This is a genomic window from Curtobacterium sp. MCLR17_055, from assembly GCF_003234305.1.
GTDB classification, from domain to species: Bacteria; Actinomycetota; Actinomycetes; order Actinomycetales; family Microbacteriaceae; genus Curtobacterium; species Curtobacterium flaccumfaciens.
On record NZ_QKSX01000001.1, the window covers coordinates 271,346 to 287,491 of the forward strand.

General features: G+C 72.1%; 17 protein-coding genes. 12 read left to right on the forward strand and 5 right to left on the reverse strand.

What is annotated here, in order from left to right; genetic code table 11:
- Positions 1-48: 48 nt before the first annotated feature.
- Positions 49-954: a proline iminopeptidase-family hydrolase gene (locus DEJ09_RS01215; protein WP_258373750.1), complete on the reverse strand. Its 906-nt coding sequence runs from the start codon at positions 952-954 to the stop codon at positions 49-51.
- An 86-nt stretch (positions 955-1,040) separates the two neighbouring features.
- On the opposite strand from DEJ09_RS01215, the gene DEJ09_RS01220 reads away from it, so the two are divergent.
- Complete coding sequence (locus tag DEJ09_RS01220; RefSeq protein ID WP_111022162.1) at positions 1,041-1,772, forward strand: FadR/GntR family transcriptional regulator; 732 nt, start codon at positions 1,041-1,043, stop codon at positions 1,770-1,772.
- Between the two features lie 51 nt (positions 1,773-1,823).
- Here the strand turns inward: DEJ09_RS01220 and DEJ09_RS01225 are convergent, their stop codons facing one another.
- The gene (locus DEJ09_RS01225; protein ID WP_111087386.1) at positions 1,824-2,387 is read right to left on the reverse strand and encodes a VOC family protein; all 564 of its coding nucleotides are present in this window, start codon (positions 2,385-2,387) and stop codon (positions 1,824-1,826) included.
- A 273-nt stretch (positions 2,388-2,660) separates the two neighbouring features.
- Between DEJ09_RS01225 and DEJ09_RS01230 the strand changes: the two genes are divergently transcribed.
- The 6 genes from DEJ09_RS01230 (at position 2,661) to DEJ09_RS01255 (ending at position 9,906) form a co-directional block, all read left to right on the forward strand.
- Complete coding sequence (locus tag DEJ09_RS01230; protein ID WP_111087387.1) at positions 2,661-4,226, forward strand: NCS1 family nucleobase:cation symporter-1; 1,566 nt, start codon at positions 2,661-2,663, stop codon at positions 4,224-4,226.
- Positions 4,227-4,385: 159 nt separating this feature from the next.
- Positions 4,386-5,150: an aspartate/glutamate racemase family protein gene (locus DEJ09_RS01235; protein ID WP_111087388.1), complete on the forward strand. Its 765-nt coding sequence runs from the start codon at positions 4,386-4,388 to the stop codon at positions 5,148-5,150.
- Complete coding sequence (gene allB / locus DEJ09_RS01240; protein ID WP_220034904.1) at positions 5,147-6,523, forward strand: allantoinase AllB; 1,377 nt, start codon at positions 5,147-5,149, stop codon at positions 6,521-6,523. Before DEJ09_RS01235 ends, allB begins: the two co-directional genes overlap by 4 nt.
- A 43-nt stretch (positions 6,524-6,566) precedes the next feature.
- Positions 6,567-7,820 (forward strand): alanine--glyoxylate aminotransferase family protein, encoded by a 1,254-nt coding sequence (locus DEJ09_RS01245; protein ID WP_110863478.1) that lies wholly within the window; start codon positions 6,567-6,569, stop codon positions 7,818-7,820.
- Positions 7,817-9,076 (forward strand): allantoate amidohydrolase, encoded by a 1,260-nt coding sequence (locus DEJ09_RS01250; RefSeq protein WP_111087389.1) that lies wholly within the window; start codon positions 7,817-7,819, stop codon positions 9,074-9,076. Before DEJ09_RS01245 ends, DEJ09_RS01250 begins: the two co-directional genes overlap by 4 nt.
- The gene (locus DEJ09_RS01255; RefSeq protein ID WP_056070518.1) at positions 9,073-9,906 is read left to right on the forward strand and encodes a MurR/RpiR family transcriptional regulator; all 834 of its coding nucleotides are present in this window, start codon (positions 9,073-9,075) and stop codon (positions 9,904-9,906) included. The genes DEJ09_RS01250 and DEJ09_RS01255 overlap by 4 nt, the downstream gene beginning before the upstream one ends.
- On the opposite strand, the gene DEJ09_RS01260 is transcribed toward DEJ09_RS01255, so the two are convergent.
- Complete coding sequence (locus DEJ09_RS01260) at positions 9,873-10,382, reverse strand: SRPBCC family protein (protein ID WP_111087390.1); 510 nt, start codon at positions 10,380-10,382, stop codon at positions 9,873-9,875. The two genes, DEJ09_RS01255 and DEJ09_RS01260, sit on opposite strands and share 34 nt — an antisense overlap.
- A gap of 144 nt (positions 10,383-10,526) precedes the next feature.
- On the opposite strand from DEJ09_RS01260, the gene DEJ09_RS01265 reads away from it, so the two are divergent.
- The 3 genes from DEJ09_RS01265 to epsC all read left to right on the forward strand — a co-directional run bounded on the left by DEJ09_RS01265 (position 10,527) and on the right by epsC (position 13,371).
- Positions 10,527-11,564 carry a dipeptidase gene (locus tag DEJ09_RS01265; protein ID WP_111087391.1) on the forward strand — a complete coding sequence of 346 codons (1,038 nt, stop codon included), beginning with the start codon at positions 10,527-10,529 and terminating at the stop codon, positions 11,562-11,564.
- 287 nt (positions 11,565-11,851) lie between these two features.
- Entirely contained in the window at positions 11,852-12,790 is a 939-nt protein-coding gene (cysK, locus tag DEJ09_RS01270) for a cysteine synthase A (RefSeq protein WP_111087392.1), read from the forward strand.
- Positions 12,791-12,810: 20 nt separating this feature from the next.
- On the forward strand, positions 12,811-13,371 hold the full coding sequence (gene epsC / locus DEJ09_RS01275) for a serine O-acetyltransferase EpsC (RefSeq protein ID WP_110863472.1): 561 nt from the start codon (positions 12,811-12,813) through the stop codon (positions 13,369-13,371).
- Positions 13,372-13,489: 118 nt separating this feature from the next.
- Here epsC and DEJ09_RS01280 read toward each other — a convergent pair whose 3' ends face one another.
- Positions 13,490-13,789 (reverse strand): excalibur calcium-binding domain-containing protein, encoded by a 300-nt coding sequence (locus DEJ09_RS01280; RefSeq protein WP_220034905.1) that lies wholly within the window; start codon positions 13,787-13,789, stop codon positions 13,490-13,492.
- Positions 13,790-13,930: 141 nt separating this feature from the next.
- On the opposite strand from DEJ09_RS01280, the gene DEJ09_RS01285 reads away from it, so the two are divergent.
- Entirely contained in the window at positions 13,931-14,314 is a 384-nt protein-coding gene (locus tag DEJ09_RS01285; RefSeq protein ID WP_111038164.1) for an MmcQ/YjbR family DNA-binding protein, read from the forward strand.
- A gap of 33 nt (positions 14,315-14,347) precedes the next feature.
- Here the strand turns inward: DEJ09_RS01285 and DEJ09_RS01290 are convergent, their stop codons facing one another.
- The gene (locus tag DEJ09_RS01290) at positions 14,348-14,977 is read right to left on the reverse strand and encodes an MOSC domain-containing protein (RefSeq protein ID WP_111087394.1); all 630 of its coding nucleotides are present in this window, start codon (positions 14,975-14,977) and stop codon (positions 14,348-14,350) included.
- Positions 14,978-15,162: 185 nt separating this feature from the next.
- Between DEJ09_RS01290 and DEJ09_RS01295 the strand changes: the two genes are divergently transcribed.
- Positions 15,163-15,999, forward strand: a complete 837-nt coding sequence (locus tag DEJ09_RS01295) for an alpha/beta fold hydrolase (RefSeq protein WP_111046741.1) — start codon at positions 15,163-15,165, stop codon at positions 15,997-15,999.
- Positions 16,000-16,146: the final 147 nt, after the last annotated feature.

The window sequence follows — 16,146 nt, forward strand, 5'->3', positions numbered from 1 at the left end:
GGCGCGGGGCGGGCCCGCCCCGCGCCTCCAGGCAAGGTGGTGGCCGGGTCAGGCGTCGTCGTGCGCGGCCAGGAAGGTCGCGACGACCCGGCGGAACTCCGCCGGCTGCTCCAGGTGCGAGCAGTGGCTCGCACCGGGGAAGACGTGCTGCCGGACGTCGGCGATCCGCTCGACGAACGGCGCCCACGTGGCGGGGGTGGCCTCGTCGTGCTCGCCGGCGACGACGAGCGTCGGCACGGCGACGCGGTCGAGCCGGTCGACGATGGTCCAGTCACGCATCGTGCCGATGACGTGGAACTCGTTCGGGCCGTTCATCGTGTGGTAGACCGTCGGCTCGCGCTCCATCTGCTCCTCGGAGTCGACGAAGTCCTGCGGCATCGGGACCACGCGGCAGACGTGCCGCTCGTAGAAGACCTGCGTCGCCGCCAGGTACTCGGGGTCGTCGACGGTGCCGGCCGTCTCGTGCCGGGTCAGGGCGTCCTGCACGTCGGCGGGCAGCTGCGCGCGGAGCTCGGCGGCGCCGTCGACCCAGAGCTGCATCGACGCGGGGGAGTTGCAGATCGCCAGCGACCGGAGCCCCGCGGGCTGCTGCACCGCGATCTCGGCGCCGAGCATGCCGCCCCACGACTGCCCGAGCACGTGGTGGTCGCCGAGCCCGAGGTGCTCGACCAGGGCGGCGTACTCGTCGACGAACAGCTGCGGCTGCCAGGTGTCGACCGGCGCGTCCGGGCGGTGGCTGCTCCGGCCGCAGCCGAACTGGTCGTGGTGGACGACGGTCCGGCCGGTCTCGTCGGCCAGGGCCGCGAGGTTCCGGAGGTAGTCGTGGGCCATGCCGGGCCCGCCGTGCAGGACGACGAGGGGCAGCGCGCCGGCGACCGGGGTGTCGGGCGTGGTGACCCGGTACCAGGTCTCGCCGTCGCGGAACGGCATCGTGGATTCGGTGATGCTGGACATGGGGGTCAGCATGGAGCGGAAAAAGGTCCCACGCAATACCTTTTCTGCTGCCTTAACGTGGTCGTAACACCGCGAAGGGGGTCCGTGTGTCCGATCGTGCGACCGAGACGCGCGTCGACGAGGTCGAGGACCGCCTCGTGACCGCCGTCGCCGTGGGTGAGTACCTACCCGGCGCGAACCTGCCGCCGGAACGCGAACTGGCCGGCCTGCTCGGCGTCGCCCGGGTCACCGTGCGCGGTGCGATCGCGCGGCTCGTCGAACGGGGGCTGCTCGAGACCCGTCGAGGCCGGGGCGGCGGCACGTTCGTCCGCACCGAGTGGCCGGACAACTCTTCGGACGCCGTCGGGCGGGTGCTGCTCGCCCGGTGGGAGGCGATCCAGGACACCGCCGACGCCATCGCGCTGCTGCACGGGGCGCTCGCGACGGCCGCCGCGGAACGGGTGACCCCGGACGACGCAGCCCTGATCCGTGCACGGCTCGAGGTGTTCCGCGACGCCACCTCGGGACTCGAGAAGCAGCAGGCCGACGCCGTGCTGCACCGGACGATCATCGACGCCGCGCGGAACGACGCCCTGCGGACGGCGCTCGCCGGGTTGGAGGCGCAGATCTCCATCGCCGCTCCGGCGCACCTGTGGGGCACGGCCGAGGGCATGGCGGAGATGGAGACCCGCGCGCTCCACGAGCACGAACTGCTGGTGGACGCGGTGTGTTCGGGGCGGGCGCCCGAGGCGGGCGTCATCGCCCGGCAGCACGTCGGGATCGACGTCGAACTGCTCGAACGGGCCGTGCGGCGGACGGGGCAGGTGCCCCGCCACTGAGAGGACGGTCTGTCGGTCGGTGTGTTGGTCGGTCGGTGCGGCGAACGGTCGTCAGTGCACGGCGGGTGCCGGCACCGGGTAGACGTCGTCGGGCATCGGCCACGGCGCCCACTTCGGCCGCGGCGCGTACACCAGGTACGGCTGCGGCGTCGGGTAGCTGACGAGCTCGAGCGTCGAGCCCCACGGCGTGCGGGTGTACACGAACCGGTTGCCGGCCCCCGCCTCGTCACCACGCAGGTCGCGCGGGTCGGAGTTCCGGGTACCGCCGGCTGACTCGACCCGGGCGAGCGTCTCGTCCAGGTCGTCGGCGTACATCGCCAGGTGCTGCCACCCCAGGTCGGACGGGTGTGCGGCGTTCCGCTGCTCGGGCCCCAGGTACTCGAACAGCTCGAGCCCCGGCCCCTCCGGCAGCGCGAGCATCCGCATGGCCCCCTGCGCCATGGAGCTCGGGATGCCGAGGTAGCCGTGCGCCTCGGAACTGCTGTTCGGCGTCTCGTCACGACGCCGCATGTCGTACAGGACGACGGCGTCGAACGCCGCCTCGAAGAACTGCGTGGCTGCGTCGATGTCCGGCACCGTGACGCCCACGTGGTCGATCCTGATTCCCCTGCTCATGGTCGATTCGTACCACCGGCGGTCCCCGCGGCTCGGGTCGGGGCGGGGTCCGTGCGGGGTCGGTGCCCATCGATGCGGCAATCCGCACCGCGGCTCCGCGCGCGGCACCGGGAGCGGTCGGCGCCGGTCTCGGCGACCGTCCTGGAACGGTCGTTCCAGGACGGGGTGCGGGACACACGACCGTTACACGAGGGAAACGGCGGGGGCGAAGTCGCTCCGTAGCTTCGTGCTCAAGCACGCACCGCCCCGCTTCCCACTCCCTCGGAGGACGCCATGGCTACCGACATCGCGACACCAGTCGCCGCGCCCCACGCCCCCACCACGACCGCCGCTCCCGCCCCAGCGGGCGCCGGTGTCGTCAAGCCCGGGTACGACCCGGCGCTCACGAACGAGGACCTCGCCCCGCTGCGCGAGCAGCGCTGGACGAGCTACAACTTCTTCGCCTTCTGGATGTCCGACGTGCACTCCGTCGGCGGCTACGTCACCGCCGGGTCGCTCTTCGCCCTCGGCATCGCGAGCTGGCAGGTGCTCATCGCCCTGGTGGTCGGCATCCTCATCGTGCAGGTCTTCGCCAACCTGGTCGCGAAGCCGTCGCAGCGCACCGGCGTGCCGTACCCGGTGATCAACCGCGCGGTGTTCGGCGTGCTCGGCGCGAACGTCCCCGCCATCATCCGCGGCCTCATCGCGATGGCCTGGTACGGCGTGCAGACCTTCCTCGCCGCCCAGTCGCTGAACATCATCTTCCTCAAGTTCATCCCGGCGTCGGCGGGGCTGCTCGACCACTCGTTCCTCGGGCTGTCGGCCCTGGGGTGGATCTCGTACGCGATCCTCTGGGTGGCACAGGGCGCGCTGTTCTGGATGGGCATGGAGGCGATCAAGCGGTTCATCGACTGGGCCGGACCGGCCGTCTACGTGGTGATGATCGTGCTCGCGGTCTACCTGGTCAGCCAGGCGGGCATCGGCAACATCTCGTTCACCCTGTCGGCCGGCGAGCCGCTGTCGTTCGGGGCGTCGATCCCGGTGATGCTGTCCGCGGTCGCCCTGGTGGTCAGCTACTTCTCCGGCCCGATGCTGAACTTCGGGGACTTCTCGCGCTACGGCCGGTCGTTCCGTGCGGTCAAGCGCGGCAACTTCTGGGGTCTGCCGATCAACTTCCTGTTCTTCTCGGTCCTGACGGTCCTCTGCGCCAGCGCGACGGTGCCGGTGTTCGGCAAGCTCATCACCGACCCGATCGAGACCGTGCAGGCCATCGGAGCACCCTTCGCGATCCTGCTCGGCGGCCTGACCTTCGTCACGGCGACCGTCGGCATCAACATCGTGGCGAACTTCATCAGCCCCGCGTTCGACTTCTCGAACGTGGCACCCCGGAAGATCTCGTGGCGGGCCGGGGGCATGATCGCCGCGGTCGGCTCCGTGCTCCTCACCCCGTGGAACTGGTACGGCAACGACCAGGCGATCCTGTACACGCTCGGGGTGCTCGGTGCGCTGATCGGCCCGCTGTTCGGCATCCTCATCGCGGGCTACTACATCGTCGGCAAGCAGTGCATCGCGATCGACGACATGTACTCCACGAGCCGCACCGCCCGGTACTGGTACCGCGGCGGGTTCAACCCGAACGCCATCTGGACCCTCGTGGTCACCGGCGCGATCTCGGTGGCGAGCGCGGTCCTGCCCCCGGCACTCGGCGTGCTGCCGTGGCTGGCGAGCTACAGCTGGTTCATCGGGTGCGGCCTGGGCCTCGTCGTCTTCTGGGCGCTCGAGCGTGTCCGGCCGAGCATGCCCGTGCTCGACGCGGACGACCCCTCGGTCGACGACGGCGCAGCCGTCGGTCGCGCCTGACCCCCGGCGTCGCGGCCCGTCCTCCACAGGGCGGGTCGCGGCGCTCGGTCGTCCACAGATCCGAGACACGGCCGGGAGGCCCGCCCCGCCCCCGCCACGATGGTCACCACCCAGCACCACCGGTTCCACCGCTCCACTCGCTCCACCGGAAGGACCCCGATGCGCATCCGCGTCGTCAACCCCAACACCACCGCGTCGATGACACGGGCGATCGGCATCGCGGCCCAGGCCGTCGCCGCTCCCGGCACGCTGGTCGAAGCGGTCGAACCCTCGATGGGGCCGGCCTCGATCGAGAGCCACTACGAAGAAGCCCTGGCCGTGCCCGGGCTGCTCGAGCAGATCGCCCGCGGTGAGCAGGACGGGGTGGACGCCTTCGTCGTCGCCTGCTTCGGGGACCCGGGGCTCGACGCCGCGCGGGAGCTCGCGACGGTGCCGGTGATCGGGATCGCCGAGGCCGGGTTCCACGCCGCCGCGATGCTCGGCAGGCGGTTCGGCGTGGTCACCACCCTGGCGCGGACGACCGGCCGCGCCCACGAGCTCGCCCAGCGCTACGGCTTCGCCCCGCTCGTCACGGAGATCCGGGCGTGCGAGGTCCCGGTGCTCGAGCTCGACGACCCCGAGTCCGGTGCACGGGCGCTCGTGATCGAGGAGTGCCGAGCGGTCATCGACGGCGGAGCCGACGCCGTCGTGCTCGGGTGCGCGGGCATGGCCGACTTCTGCACAGAGGTCTCGCAGGCCATCGGAGCGCCGGTCGTCGACGGCGTCGCGGCGGCCACGGTCCTGGCGGAGTCGCTCGTCCGGCTCGGGTTGTCCACGGGCAAGCGCGGCGAGTACGCCCTGCCGCCGGTGAAGGCGATGTCGGGGCTGCTGGCGGGCTTCGAACGCCACCCGGCGGCGGTCGCGACGGCCGGGGCGGGCGCGTGACGGGCCTCCCGGCGGGCGACACGGCAGACCTGGTCGTCCGCGCGCAGCGAGCCTGGGTCGACGGGGCGTTCCGCCCGGCGGCGGTCGTCGTCCACGACGGCCGGGTCACCGGCGTCCTGCCCGTCGACACGGTCGTCGACGCCGTGCAGGACCACACCGTGCCGGACGGGCAGGTGCTGCTCCCCGGACTCGTCGACACGCACGTGCACGTCAACGAGCCCGGCCGCACCGAGTGGGAGGGCTTCGCGTCCGCGACCCGGGCCGCTGCGATGGGCGGCGTCACCACGATCGTGGACATGCCGCTCAACTCCATCCCCGCGACGACCACGGTCGAGGCGCTCGCCGTCAAGCGTGCGAGTGCCGAGGGCCGGGTGGCGGTTGACGTCGGGTTCTGGGGCGGCGCGGTCCCCGCGAGTCTCGGGTCGCTCGACGCCCTGCACGACGCCGGCGTCTTCGGGTTCAAGTGCTTCACGGCGCCGAGCGGTGTCGACGAGTTCCCGCACCTCGATCCCGAGCAGCTCCGCGCCGCGATCGCCGAGGTCGCACGGATCGACGCCCTGCTGATCGTGCACGCCGAGGACCCGGAGCACCTCGTGCCGCACCGGGCGCTCGGCGGCCGGTACGCCGACTTCCTGGCCACCCGGCCCGTCGCCGCCGAACGGTCCGCGATCGCGCAGGTCATCGACGGCGCGCGGGCGACCGGTGCGCGGGTGCACGTGCTGCACCTGTCCGACGCGGGCGCGCTGCTGATGCTCCGCGCAGCGAAGGACGACGGGGTCCGGATCACGGTCGAGACCTGCCCGCACTACCTGTCGTTCGAGGCGGGCACGATCCCGGACGGCGCGACCGCCTACAAGTGCTGCCCACCGATCCGCGACGACGCCAACCGCGACGCGCTGTGGGCCGGTGTGCTCGACGGCACGATCGACCTCGTCGTGTCGGACCACTCGCCCTCCACCGCCGACCTGAAGACCGACGACTGGGGCCTCGCCTGGGGCGGGGTCGCCGGCCTGCAGGTCGGGTTCCGGGCGGTGTGGACCGAGGCCGAGCGTCGCGGGATCCCGCTCGAGGCGCTGCTCCCGCTGTTCACGACCGGTCCGGCCGCCCTGGTCGGGCTGCGCGACCGCGGGGTGATCGCTCCCGGTGCCCTGGCGCACTTCGCCGTGTTCGACCCGTCCGCCGAGTCGGTCGTCGACGTCGCCGGGCTCGAGCACCGCAACCCGGTGTCCGCGTTCGACGGGCTCCGCGTGCGCGGCAGCGTCACCGAGACCTGGCTCCGCGGCCGTCGCATCGCCACGGCGGACGGCGGCGTGGTCGGCGTCGAGGGGCAGCTGGCCGGACGGCCCGTGCTCGCGGCGGAAACACCACTGTAACGATCGTTCCGGTATCGTCGGATCAGGAACGGAAGGAACCACCATGCTCCCAGTGAACCCACCCGCCCGTCTCCTCATGGGGCCCGGCCCGATCGACGCCGACCCGCGCGTGCTCCGTGCCCTGTCGACGCCGCTCGTCGGCCAGTACGACCCCTGGATGACCTCGACGATGAACGAGACGCAGGCGCTCTACCGCCGCGTGTTCGGCACCCGCAACGACGCGACGCTGCTCGTGGACGGCACCTCCCGTGCGGGGATCGAAGCGGTGCTGGTGTCGCTGCTCGCCCCGGGTGACCGCGTGCTCGTGCCGGTGTTCGGCCGGTTCGGGCACCTGCTCGCCGAGATCGCCGGCCGTGCCGGTGCCGAGGTCCACACCATCGAGACCGACTGGGGTCAGGTCTTCACGCCGTCCGCGATCGAGTCGGCGATCGCCCGTGTCCGTCCGAAGGTGCTGGCGGTCGTGCAGGGCGACACCTCGACCACGATGAACCAGCCGCTCGACGAGCTCGGTGCGATCTGCGAGCGGTACGGCGTCCTGCTCTACACCGACGCCACGGCGACGGTCGGCGGCAACCCGCTCGAGGTCGACGCCTGGGGGATCGACGCCGTGAGCGCCGGGCTGCAGAAGTGCCTCGGCGGCCCGTCCGGCAGCGCACCCGTCACGCTGTCGCCCAAGGCCGTGGCCGTGCTCGACGAGCGGCGGAGCGTCGAGGCCGGCATCCGCGAACCCGGTGACGACGTCGCCGACGAACCGATCCGCTCGAACTACCTCGACCTCGCGATGATCCTCGACTACTGGGGCCCGCGCCGCCTGAACCACCACACCGAAGCCGCTTCGATGCTCTACGCCGCCCACGAGTGCGCCCGCATCCTGCTCGAGGAAGGCCGCGACGCCGTCGTCGCCCGCCACGAGACCGCCGGGCGGGCGATGCTCGCCGGGGTGCAGGCCCTCGGGCTCCCGGTCTTCGGCGACGTCGCCCACAAGATGCACAACGTCGTCGCCGTCGAGATCCCGTCCGACGTCGTCGGCGACCAGGTGCGCGGCGCGATGCTCGACGACCACGGGATCGAGATCGGCACCTCGTTCGGGCCGCTGCACGGTCGGGTCTGGCGCATCGGCACCATGGGCTACAACGCCCGGAAGGACACCGTGGTCACGACCCTGGCCGCGCTCGAGCACACCCTGCGCCGGGCCGGGCACGCGGTCCCGCACGGCGGCGGTGTCGATGCCGCCCTCGACGTCTTCCGCGACGACACCGCAGCGGTCGCTCCCGCCGGGGCGGAGGTGCTCGCGTGAGCGCCGTGCCCGTCCTGAACGCCACCGCCGTGGGCACCGCCGACGCCGAACTCGTCGCCCGCTGGTGCGACGAGCTCGCCGCCCTCAGCGCCGAACCGGGCCGGATCACCCGCGTCTACCTGTCGCCCGAGCACGCCCGGGCGAACGCCCTCGTCGCGGGCTGGATGCAGGACGCCGGACTGTCCACCTGGCAGGACGCCGCCGGCAACCTGCACGGCCGGGCCGCGGGCGCGACGCCCGACGCCCCCGTGCTGCTGCTCGGCTCGCACCTGGACACCGTGGTGGACGCCGGACGGTACGACGGCGTCGTCGGGGTGCTCATGGCGATCCGCACGGTCGCCCGGCTCACCGCCGACGGTCCGCTGCCCGTCGCGCTCGAGGTCATCGCGTTCTCCGACGAAGAGGGCACGCGCTTCGGCAAGGCCCTGCTCGGGTCGTCCGCGGTGGCCGGGGTCTGGGACGACGCCTGGTGGGACCTGGCCGACGGTGACGGCGTCACGCTCCGGCAGGCCTTCACCGACTTCGGCCTCGACCCGGAGCGCGTCGGCGACGCCGCGGTCGACCCGGCGTCGGTGGTCGGCTACCTCGAGGCGCACATCGAGCAGGGGCCGTACCTCGAGCAGGCCGGGCAGGCCCTCGGGGTCGTCACGAGCATCGCGAGCGCCCGCCGGTTCTCGGTCGAGGCCGTGGGAGAGGCCCGGCACGCTGGCGGCACCCCCTACGAGCGCCGGCACGACGCCCTGCTCGCCGCCGCCGAGGCCGCGCTCGCGGTGGAACGGATCTGCCGGGCATCGCACCAGGTCGGCACCGTCGGCACGATGATGGTCGAACCCGGAGCCGTCAACGTCGTCCCCGGGCTCGCACGGTTCTCCGTCGACCTGCGCGGCGAGTTCGACGACGAGCGCGACGAGGTCTGGGACGAACTCACCAAGGCCTTCACGCTCATCGGTGAACGGCGCGGGGTGAGTGTCACCCCGACCGAGGTGCACCGTGCGCCCGCGGTGTTCTGCTCGCCCCGGCTGATGGACGCCGTCCGCGCCGGGATCGTGTCGACGGGCGAGACCGCGCCGATGGAGCTGTTCTCACGAGCCGGCCACGACGCGATGTCGCTCGGACTCGTGACCGACGTCGCGATGCTGTTCCTCCGCAACCCCGACGGCATCAGTCACCACCCCGACGAGTTCGTGTCGACGCCGGACATCGCCCTCGGCCTCGACGCCCTGGCCGTCGCCGTCGACCGGGTGGCCCGCGCATGAGCACCGCCGGCCCCGACGTCCGCGCCCGGATCGACTCCGTGTGGGAGCAGCTCTCGCCCGCCGAACGTCGGGTCGCCGCCATGGTCCGCCACGACCCGGAACTCCTGCTCGTCGGCACCTCCGCCGAACTCGCGGCCGAGTCCGGCACCTCGAAGGCCACGGTCTCGCGACTCGTGCGGTCGCTGGGGTTCCAGGACGCCGCCGAGGTCCGGCAGAACCTGATGTCCGCACGGGGCTCGGGCCTGCCCTGGGTCGCCGAGGACGCCGCCCACGTCGACCAGCGCGCGGTCGAGGCGCGCAACCTCGACGCGGCCTTCGCGTCCCTCGGCCGAGCGGATCGCCCGCGCCTGGCCCGTCGGATCGTCCGTGCCCGCCGCGTGCTCGTCCTCGGTGAACGCGGCGCGTACCCGATCGCGCTGCAACTGCGGTCCCAGCTGGCGCAGGTGCGGTCCGACGTCCGGGTCGGTCCGTCGCCCGGGCAGCGGCTCGGGGAAGAGGTCGCCGACCTCGACCGGCACGACCTCGTGGTCCTGGTGACCGTTCGTCGGCACACCGCCGGGGTCGAACGGATCGTCCGGCACTGCGTCGACTCCGGGGCGGACGTCGTCGTCCTCGGCGACCCGACGGCCGCGGTCATCGCCGCTCCCGCCGCCACCGCGATCCTCTGCCCGGTCGACTCGCCGTCGGCGTTCGACTCGATGGCCGCGCTGTTCGCCGTCGTCGCCGCGATCACGAACGACGTCTACGACGCCTCGGGTCCCGGTGGCCGGGTGCGGGTCGACGCCGTCGCCACCGCCTACGACGCGCTGGGGGAGCTCGCTGCGCCCTGATCGCCGTCCGATCCGGCGCGCAGCTCGGCACGCAGTTCGGCGGCGAGCGAGGCATTGCGGTCGGCGATGAGTCGCGGCATGTACCGAGCCAGCGCGAGCACCTCGGCCAGGCGGCCCAGCGGGCCGAGCGGTGCGCGGAACGTGATGGTGTCGACCATGCGCGTGCCGCCGGCCGACGGCTCGAAGCGGTGCTCGTGGTGGAACCGGGCGAACGGCCCACGCACCTGTTCGTCGACGAACCGGTGGGGCGCCTCCAGGGCGGTGATCCTGCTCGTCATCCGCCAGACGATCCCGAAGTGCCGCGCACGCCAGGTGACGGTCTCGCCCAGGCCGATCATGCCGGCCGTCGTGCCGGCGACGGCGCGTTCGTCGGTCGTGGCCATCGATCGCTCGTGCGCGCCGATGTCGAGCGACAGCGCGAAGGCGCGTTCCGGCGGGACCGGCAGGTCCGTCACGACCCGGAACGAGACGGTCACGACGTCGGCCAGACCGTCGGGGCGGACCGATCGTCGTCGGCGTCGCCGAGCTCGGGGACCGAGAGCACCAGTCGCTCGGTGCGGAGGGTGACGGGCTGCACGGTTCGAGCCTAGCCACGACGGCGCGGGCGGTAGCGTCGGGGGATGACGTTCGACGCGCTCCCGTTCCCGGTCATCGACGGCCACAACGACCTGCCCTGGGAGCGCCGTGACAGCCACGACTCCGGCGTCGAGGGCATCGACACCGAGACCGACTCGCTGCACACCGACATCCCGAAGCTCCGTGCCGGCGGCGTCGTCGGGCAGTTCTGGTCGGTGTTCGTGCCCGCGGACGACCCGGACCCCGTGACGACGACGCTGCAGCAGGTCGACCTCGCGCACAGGATCATCGCGCGCTACCCCGACGACCTCGCGCTCGCCCGCACCGCCGCCGAGGTCCGAGCCGCCGTCGACTCCGGCCGGATCGCGTCGCTGCTGGGCGCCGAGGGCGGGCACTCGATCGGTGACGACCTCGCGGTCCTCCGGACCCTGGCGCGGCTCGGCGTCCGCTACATGACGCTCACCCACAACGACGACACCCCCTGGGCCGACTCCGCGACCGGGGAGCGGGCGCACGGCGGCCTGACCGACCGCGGGCGGCAGATCGTCGCCGAGATGGAGCGGATCGGCATGCTCGTCGACCTGTCCCACACCGCCCCGGCCACCATGCGGGACACCCTCGACGTGGCGACCCGGCCCGTCGTGTTCAGCCACTCGTCGACCGTCGCGATCGACGACCACCCGCGGAACGTGCCCGACGACGTGCTCGCCCGGTTGGCCGACAACGGCGGCGTCGTGATGATCACCTTCGTGCCGAAGTTCGTGTCGCGGGCGTGGGCGGACTGGGAGGAGTCGGGCATGGCCGGCGAACCGCCCCTGGTCACGGTGTCGGACGTCGCCGACCACGTCGAGCACGCCCGCGACGTCGCCGGTGTGGCGCACCTGGGCCTCGGCGGCGACTACGACGGCACCCCGGTGCTGCCGCCGGACCTGCGGGACGTGTCGCGGTACCCGGTGCTCGCGGCGGAGCTCGTCCGACGCGGCTGGGGCGAGCCGGACCTGCGGGGGCTGGCCGGCGGCAACGTGCTGCGGGTGCTCGAGGCGACCGACGAGCGGTTCGCCCGGACGGCGTTCGTGCGCTGACGCGGTGTGTTTCGCTTCGCGAAAGCGACTCTCCTCGGCGCTGGTCGTGCTCACTCCCGCGAAAGCGACAGATGTCCGCAAACCTTCCGCGGGCATCTGTCGCTTTCGCGGTGGGTTCGCGGAGGCACGGCCCGAGGAAGCGGCAATTGGTCCACAGCGTGTGGACCAATTGCCGGGCGCGCGCGCCGTCACGGACAGGACCGCCTGGGGTCCGGTCGCTAGGATCGGGCGCACACCGCGCCTCCAGGAAGAGCGATGCGCGACCTGAGCTGCGAAGGACGGACCGGATGAGCGGCACCATCTACGAGAACATCTCCCAGGCGTTCGGCAACACCCCCCTCGTCAAGCTGAACCGGCTGCCGAAGGCGGGCGGGGCCGAGGTGCTCGCCAAGCTCGAGTTCTACAACCCGGGCGCCAGCGTCAAGGACCGCCTGGGCGTCGCGATCATCGACGCCGCTGAGGCCTCCGGCGCGCTGCAGCCCGGTGGCACCATCGTCGAGGGCTCGTCCGGCAACACCGGCATCGCCCTCGCGCTGGTCGGTGCCGCTCGCGGGTACCGGGTCGTCATCACGATGCCCGAGACGATGAGCGTCGAGCGCCGTGCGGTCATCCGTGCGTACGGGGCCGAGATCGTCCTGACCCCCGGGCCCGAGGGCATGAAGGGCGCGGTCGCGAAGGCGGAGTCGATCGTCGCGGAGACCCCCGGCGCGATCCTCGCCCACCAGTTCGAGACGGCTGCGAACGCCGAGATCCACCGGAAGACCACAGCGGAGGAGATCCTCCGCGACACCGAGGACCACGTCGACGTGTTCGTCGCGGGTGTCGGCACCGGCGGCACGATCACCGGTGTCGGGCAGGTGCTCAAGGAGCGCGTACCCGGCGTGCAGATCGTCGCCGTCGAGCCGAAGGACTCGCCCCTGCTCACCGAGGGCAAGGCCGGTCCGCACAAGATCCAGGGCATCGGCGCGAACTTCGTGCCCGAGGTCCTCGACCAGAGCGTCATCGACGAGGTGTTCGACGTCGAGCTCGACGACGCGCTCCGGGTCGCCCGTGCCCTGGCGACGCAGGAGGGCATCCTGTCCGGCATCTCGTCCGGCGCGATCATCCACGCGGCCCTCGAGATCGCCGCACGCCCCGAGAACGCTGGCAAGCGGATCGTCGCCATCGTGTGCGACACCGGAGAGCGCTACCTGTCGACGGTGCTCTTCGAGGGGCTCACTGCGTGAGTCGTCCTCTTCGACGAGGCGTGCTGCGGACCATCCGGGAGGACCTGTCCGCAGCACGCCGCGGTGACCCCGCTGCCCGGGGTGACCTGGAGAACGCGATCGTCTACTCCGGGTTGCACGCCATCTGGACGTACCGCGTGACCCACCGTCTCTGGAACGCGCAGGGGCTGCCCGGGTCCCGGTTCGCGGCCCGCCTGCTCGGGCAGGTCGCACGGTCGGTCACCGGCATCGAGATCCACCCCGGCGCGCGCATCGGCCGTCGGTTCTTCATCGACCACGGCATGGGCGTCGTGATCGGCGAGACCTCGGTCATCGGTGACGACGTGCTCGTGTTCCACGGCGTCACACTCGGCGGACGCGGCGGAGACCACGGGCCGGGAGCCCGACGGCACCCGGTGGTGGGGGACCGCGTGGTGCTCGGCGCCGGGTCGTCGCTGATCGGGGCGATCACGATCGGTCCGGACTCCGTCGTCGGTGCCAACACGGTGGTCACGAAGGACGTGCCGGCGGGGTCGGTCGTCACCGGCGTCGCCGGGACTCCGCGTCCCCGTTCCGGGCACGAGGGCGTCCCGACGCTCTGAGCGCCTCGCGCCGCGCCGGGCACGCAAAACACCGGTGTTCGCGCATCGCACCCCGGCGTGCGGGTGTTCAGGACGCGAACACCGGTGTCGTGCCGGTGTCACCGAGCGAGCGGGAGCGTCAGCTCTTCTCGCAGGCGATGCCGTCCTTGTCGCGGTCGAGCTTGGTGTTCGCCTTGTACAGGGCGTCGTCCTTCTTCACCGTGCCCTTGAGCGCACGGTAGGTGGTCTTGCCGCCGGAGACGACCTTGTTCTTCGTGACGGACTTCTTGGCGATGCCGCCGGAGTACACCTTGTGCACCGCGGTGCAGTTGGCGTAGGACTTCGGCGCGGCCTGCGCGGTCGAGGTCCCGCCGACGACGACGGTGGTCGCGAGGACGGCGGTGGCGGCGGCGATGCCGAGGATACGGATGATGCGCACGGGTTCCCCCTGGAACTGGTGGTGATCGCGCGAGCGACCGCCGCGTCGGGTGCGCGGCGTGGTGATCCTACGACGTGATCGACACTCACGACCTGCCCCCGAACGGGGTGCGCTGTCGGCGGCCTGCGGCATCCTGGTCACATGGACGGCGAGCAGCTGCACGACATCGCGAGCCGCACGGCGCTGGCGTTGCCGGCGGCCGTCGAGACCCAGCCGTTCGGCGAGGGCTCGGTGGTCTACAAGGTCGTCGGCAAGATGTTCGTGATGGTCACCGAGGTGCGTGGGACCCCGATCGTGAACCTCAAGTGCGCGCCGCCGCACGGGGCAGCGCTCGTGCGCGACCACGACGAGATCACGCCCGGGTGGCACATGAACAAGCGGCACTGGATCACGCTGACGCCGGGCAACGGCATCGACGAGACCCTGGTCGAGGACCTCGTGGCGAACGCCTACGACCTGGTCGTGGCCGGGCTGCCCGTGGCGAAGCGTCCGATCGACCCCTCGCGCGGCGTGCTGCCGAGCTGATCGGGACCGACGGGCCCGACCGGCTCGACCGGCTCAGGCCCGCGCGGCGACCTTCGTCAGGTCGTGGACGACCTTCGGCGCCAGCCGTTCTCCCGACTCGAGCACGGCCCGCGCACGATCGGGCGCCAGGTCCCCGAATATCTCGCCGATGGTCACCCCGTGTTCCGGCCGGTACGTCACCTCGATCGGGTCACCCGCGGCGACCGAACCGGACTTGACGACGCGGAAGTACGCCCCCGGCCGCCCCTCGTCGGCGAACCGCTTCACCCACCCGTCGATCCCCATGCGCCGGGCGAAGGTGCCGCAGGGTGTTCGGGGGACCGTCACCTCGAGCACGAGGGTGTCGCCGATCCGCCAGCGTTCCCCGGTCACGGCCCCGGTGACGTCGATGCCGCTGGTGCGGAGGTTCTCGCCGAACAGGCCGGGCGGGACCTCGCGCTCGAGCAGGTCGGCGAAGTACGCGGCGTCCTCGTCGGCGTAGGCGTACACGGCCTGGTCCACACCGCCGTGGTACTTGCGGTTCGCCTGCACGTCGGCGCGCAGGCCGAGCGGCCGGACCCGGACGCTGCCGGTGACCGGACGCTTGTCGATGGCGGTGACGCCGATGATGCCGGAGTCCGGCAGCAGGCGGTCGACGCGGCAGACGGCGGTGACGAGCGACATGGGATCAACTCTGGTGCACACACGCCCCCGCACCAAGCCGTGCCCGGCCCGGCCGGATCGGGATGAATGACCCAAGCGGTCGCCGGAGCGCCGGTCCTACGGTGAAGGGGCTTCGGTCTCCCGCCGAACGGGAGGCAGCGGCCAGTCCGCGTCACATGTGGAGCAGAAACTCACGGAGGTTCACGATGGCGTTCGTCACCACGAGCGATGGTGCAGAGATCTTCTACAAGGACTGGGGGCCGCGCGACGCGCAGCCGATCGTCTTCCACCACGGATGGCCCCTGTCGTCGGACGACTGGGACGCACAGATGCTGTTCTTCCTGGGCAAGGGCTACCGGGTGATCGCGCACGACCGCCGCGGGCACGGGCGTTCGTCGCAGATCGGCACCGGTCACGACATGGACCACTACGCGAGCGACACGGATGCGGTCGTGCAGCACCTCGACCTGCAGAACGCGGTCCACATCGGGCACTCCACCGGTGGTGGCCAGGTCGCACGGTACGTCGCGCAGTACGGCGAGCCCCAGGGCCGGGTCGCCAAGGCCGTCCTGGTCTCGTCGGTGCCCCCGATCATGCTGCAGAGCGACACCAACCCGGAGGGCACGCCGATCTCGGTGCTCGACGGGTTCCGGAGCGCCCTCGCCGCGAACCGCGCCGAGTTCTTCCAGGCCGTCGCCGAGGGCCCGTTCTACGGGTTCAACCGTCCCGGCGTGGAGGTCTCCGCCCCGGTGGTCGCGAACTGGTGGCGCCAGGGGATGACGGGCAGCGCCCTGGCCCACTACGAGGGCATCAAGGCGTTCTCGGAGACGGACCAGACCGAGGACCTCAAGGCGATCTCCGTCCCGGTCCTCGTCACGCAGGGCGACGACGACCAGGTCGTGCCGTACAAGGCGGCCTCGCTCAAGCAGGCCGAGCTGCTCAGCAACGCCACGCTCAAGATCTACGAGGGCTACCCGCACGGGATGCTGACGACCCACGCGGACGTCATCAACCCCGACCTGCTCGCCTTCATCCAGCAGTAGGGCGAGCCGATCGGCAGGAGGACGAGCCGACCAGCAGGAGGGCGAGCCGACACGCGCGACGTCAGGGGCGCGCACCGGAACCGTCCGGTGTGCGCCCCTTCGGTGTGTGACGAACGCGGTGCGGGTTGCGTCCCACCAGTACCCGTC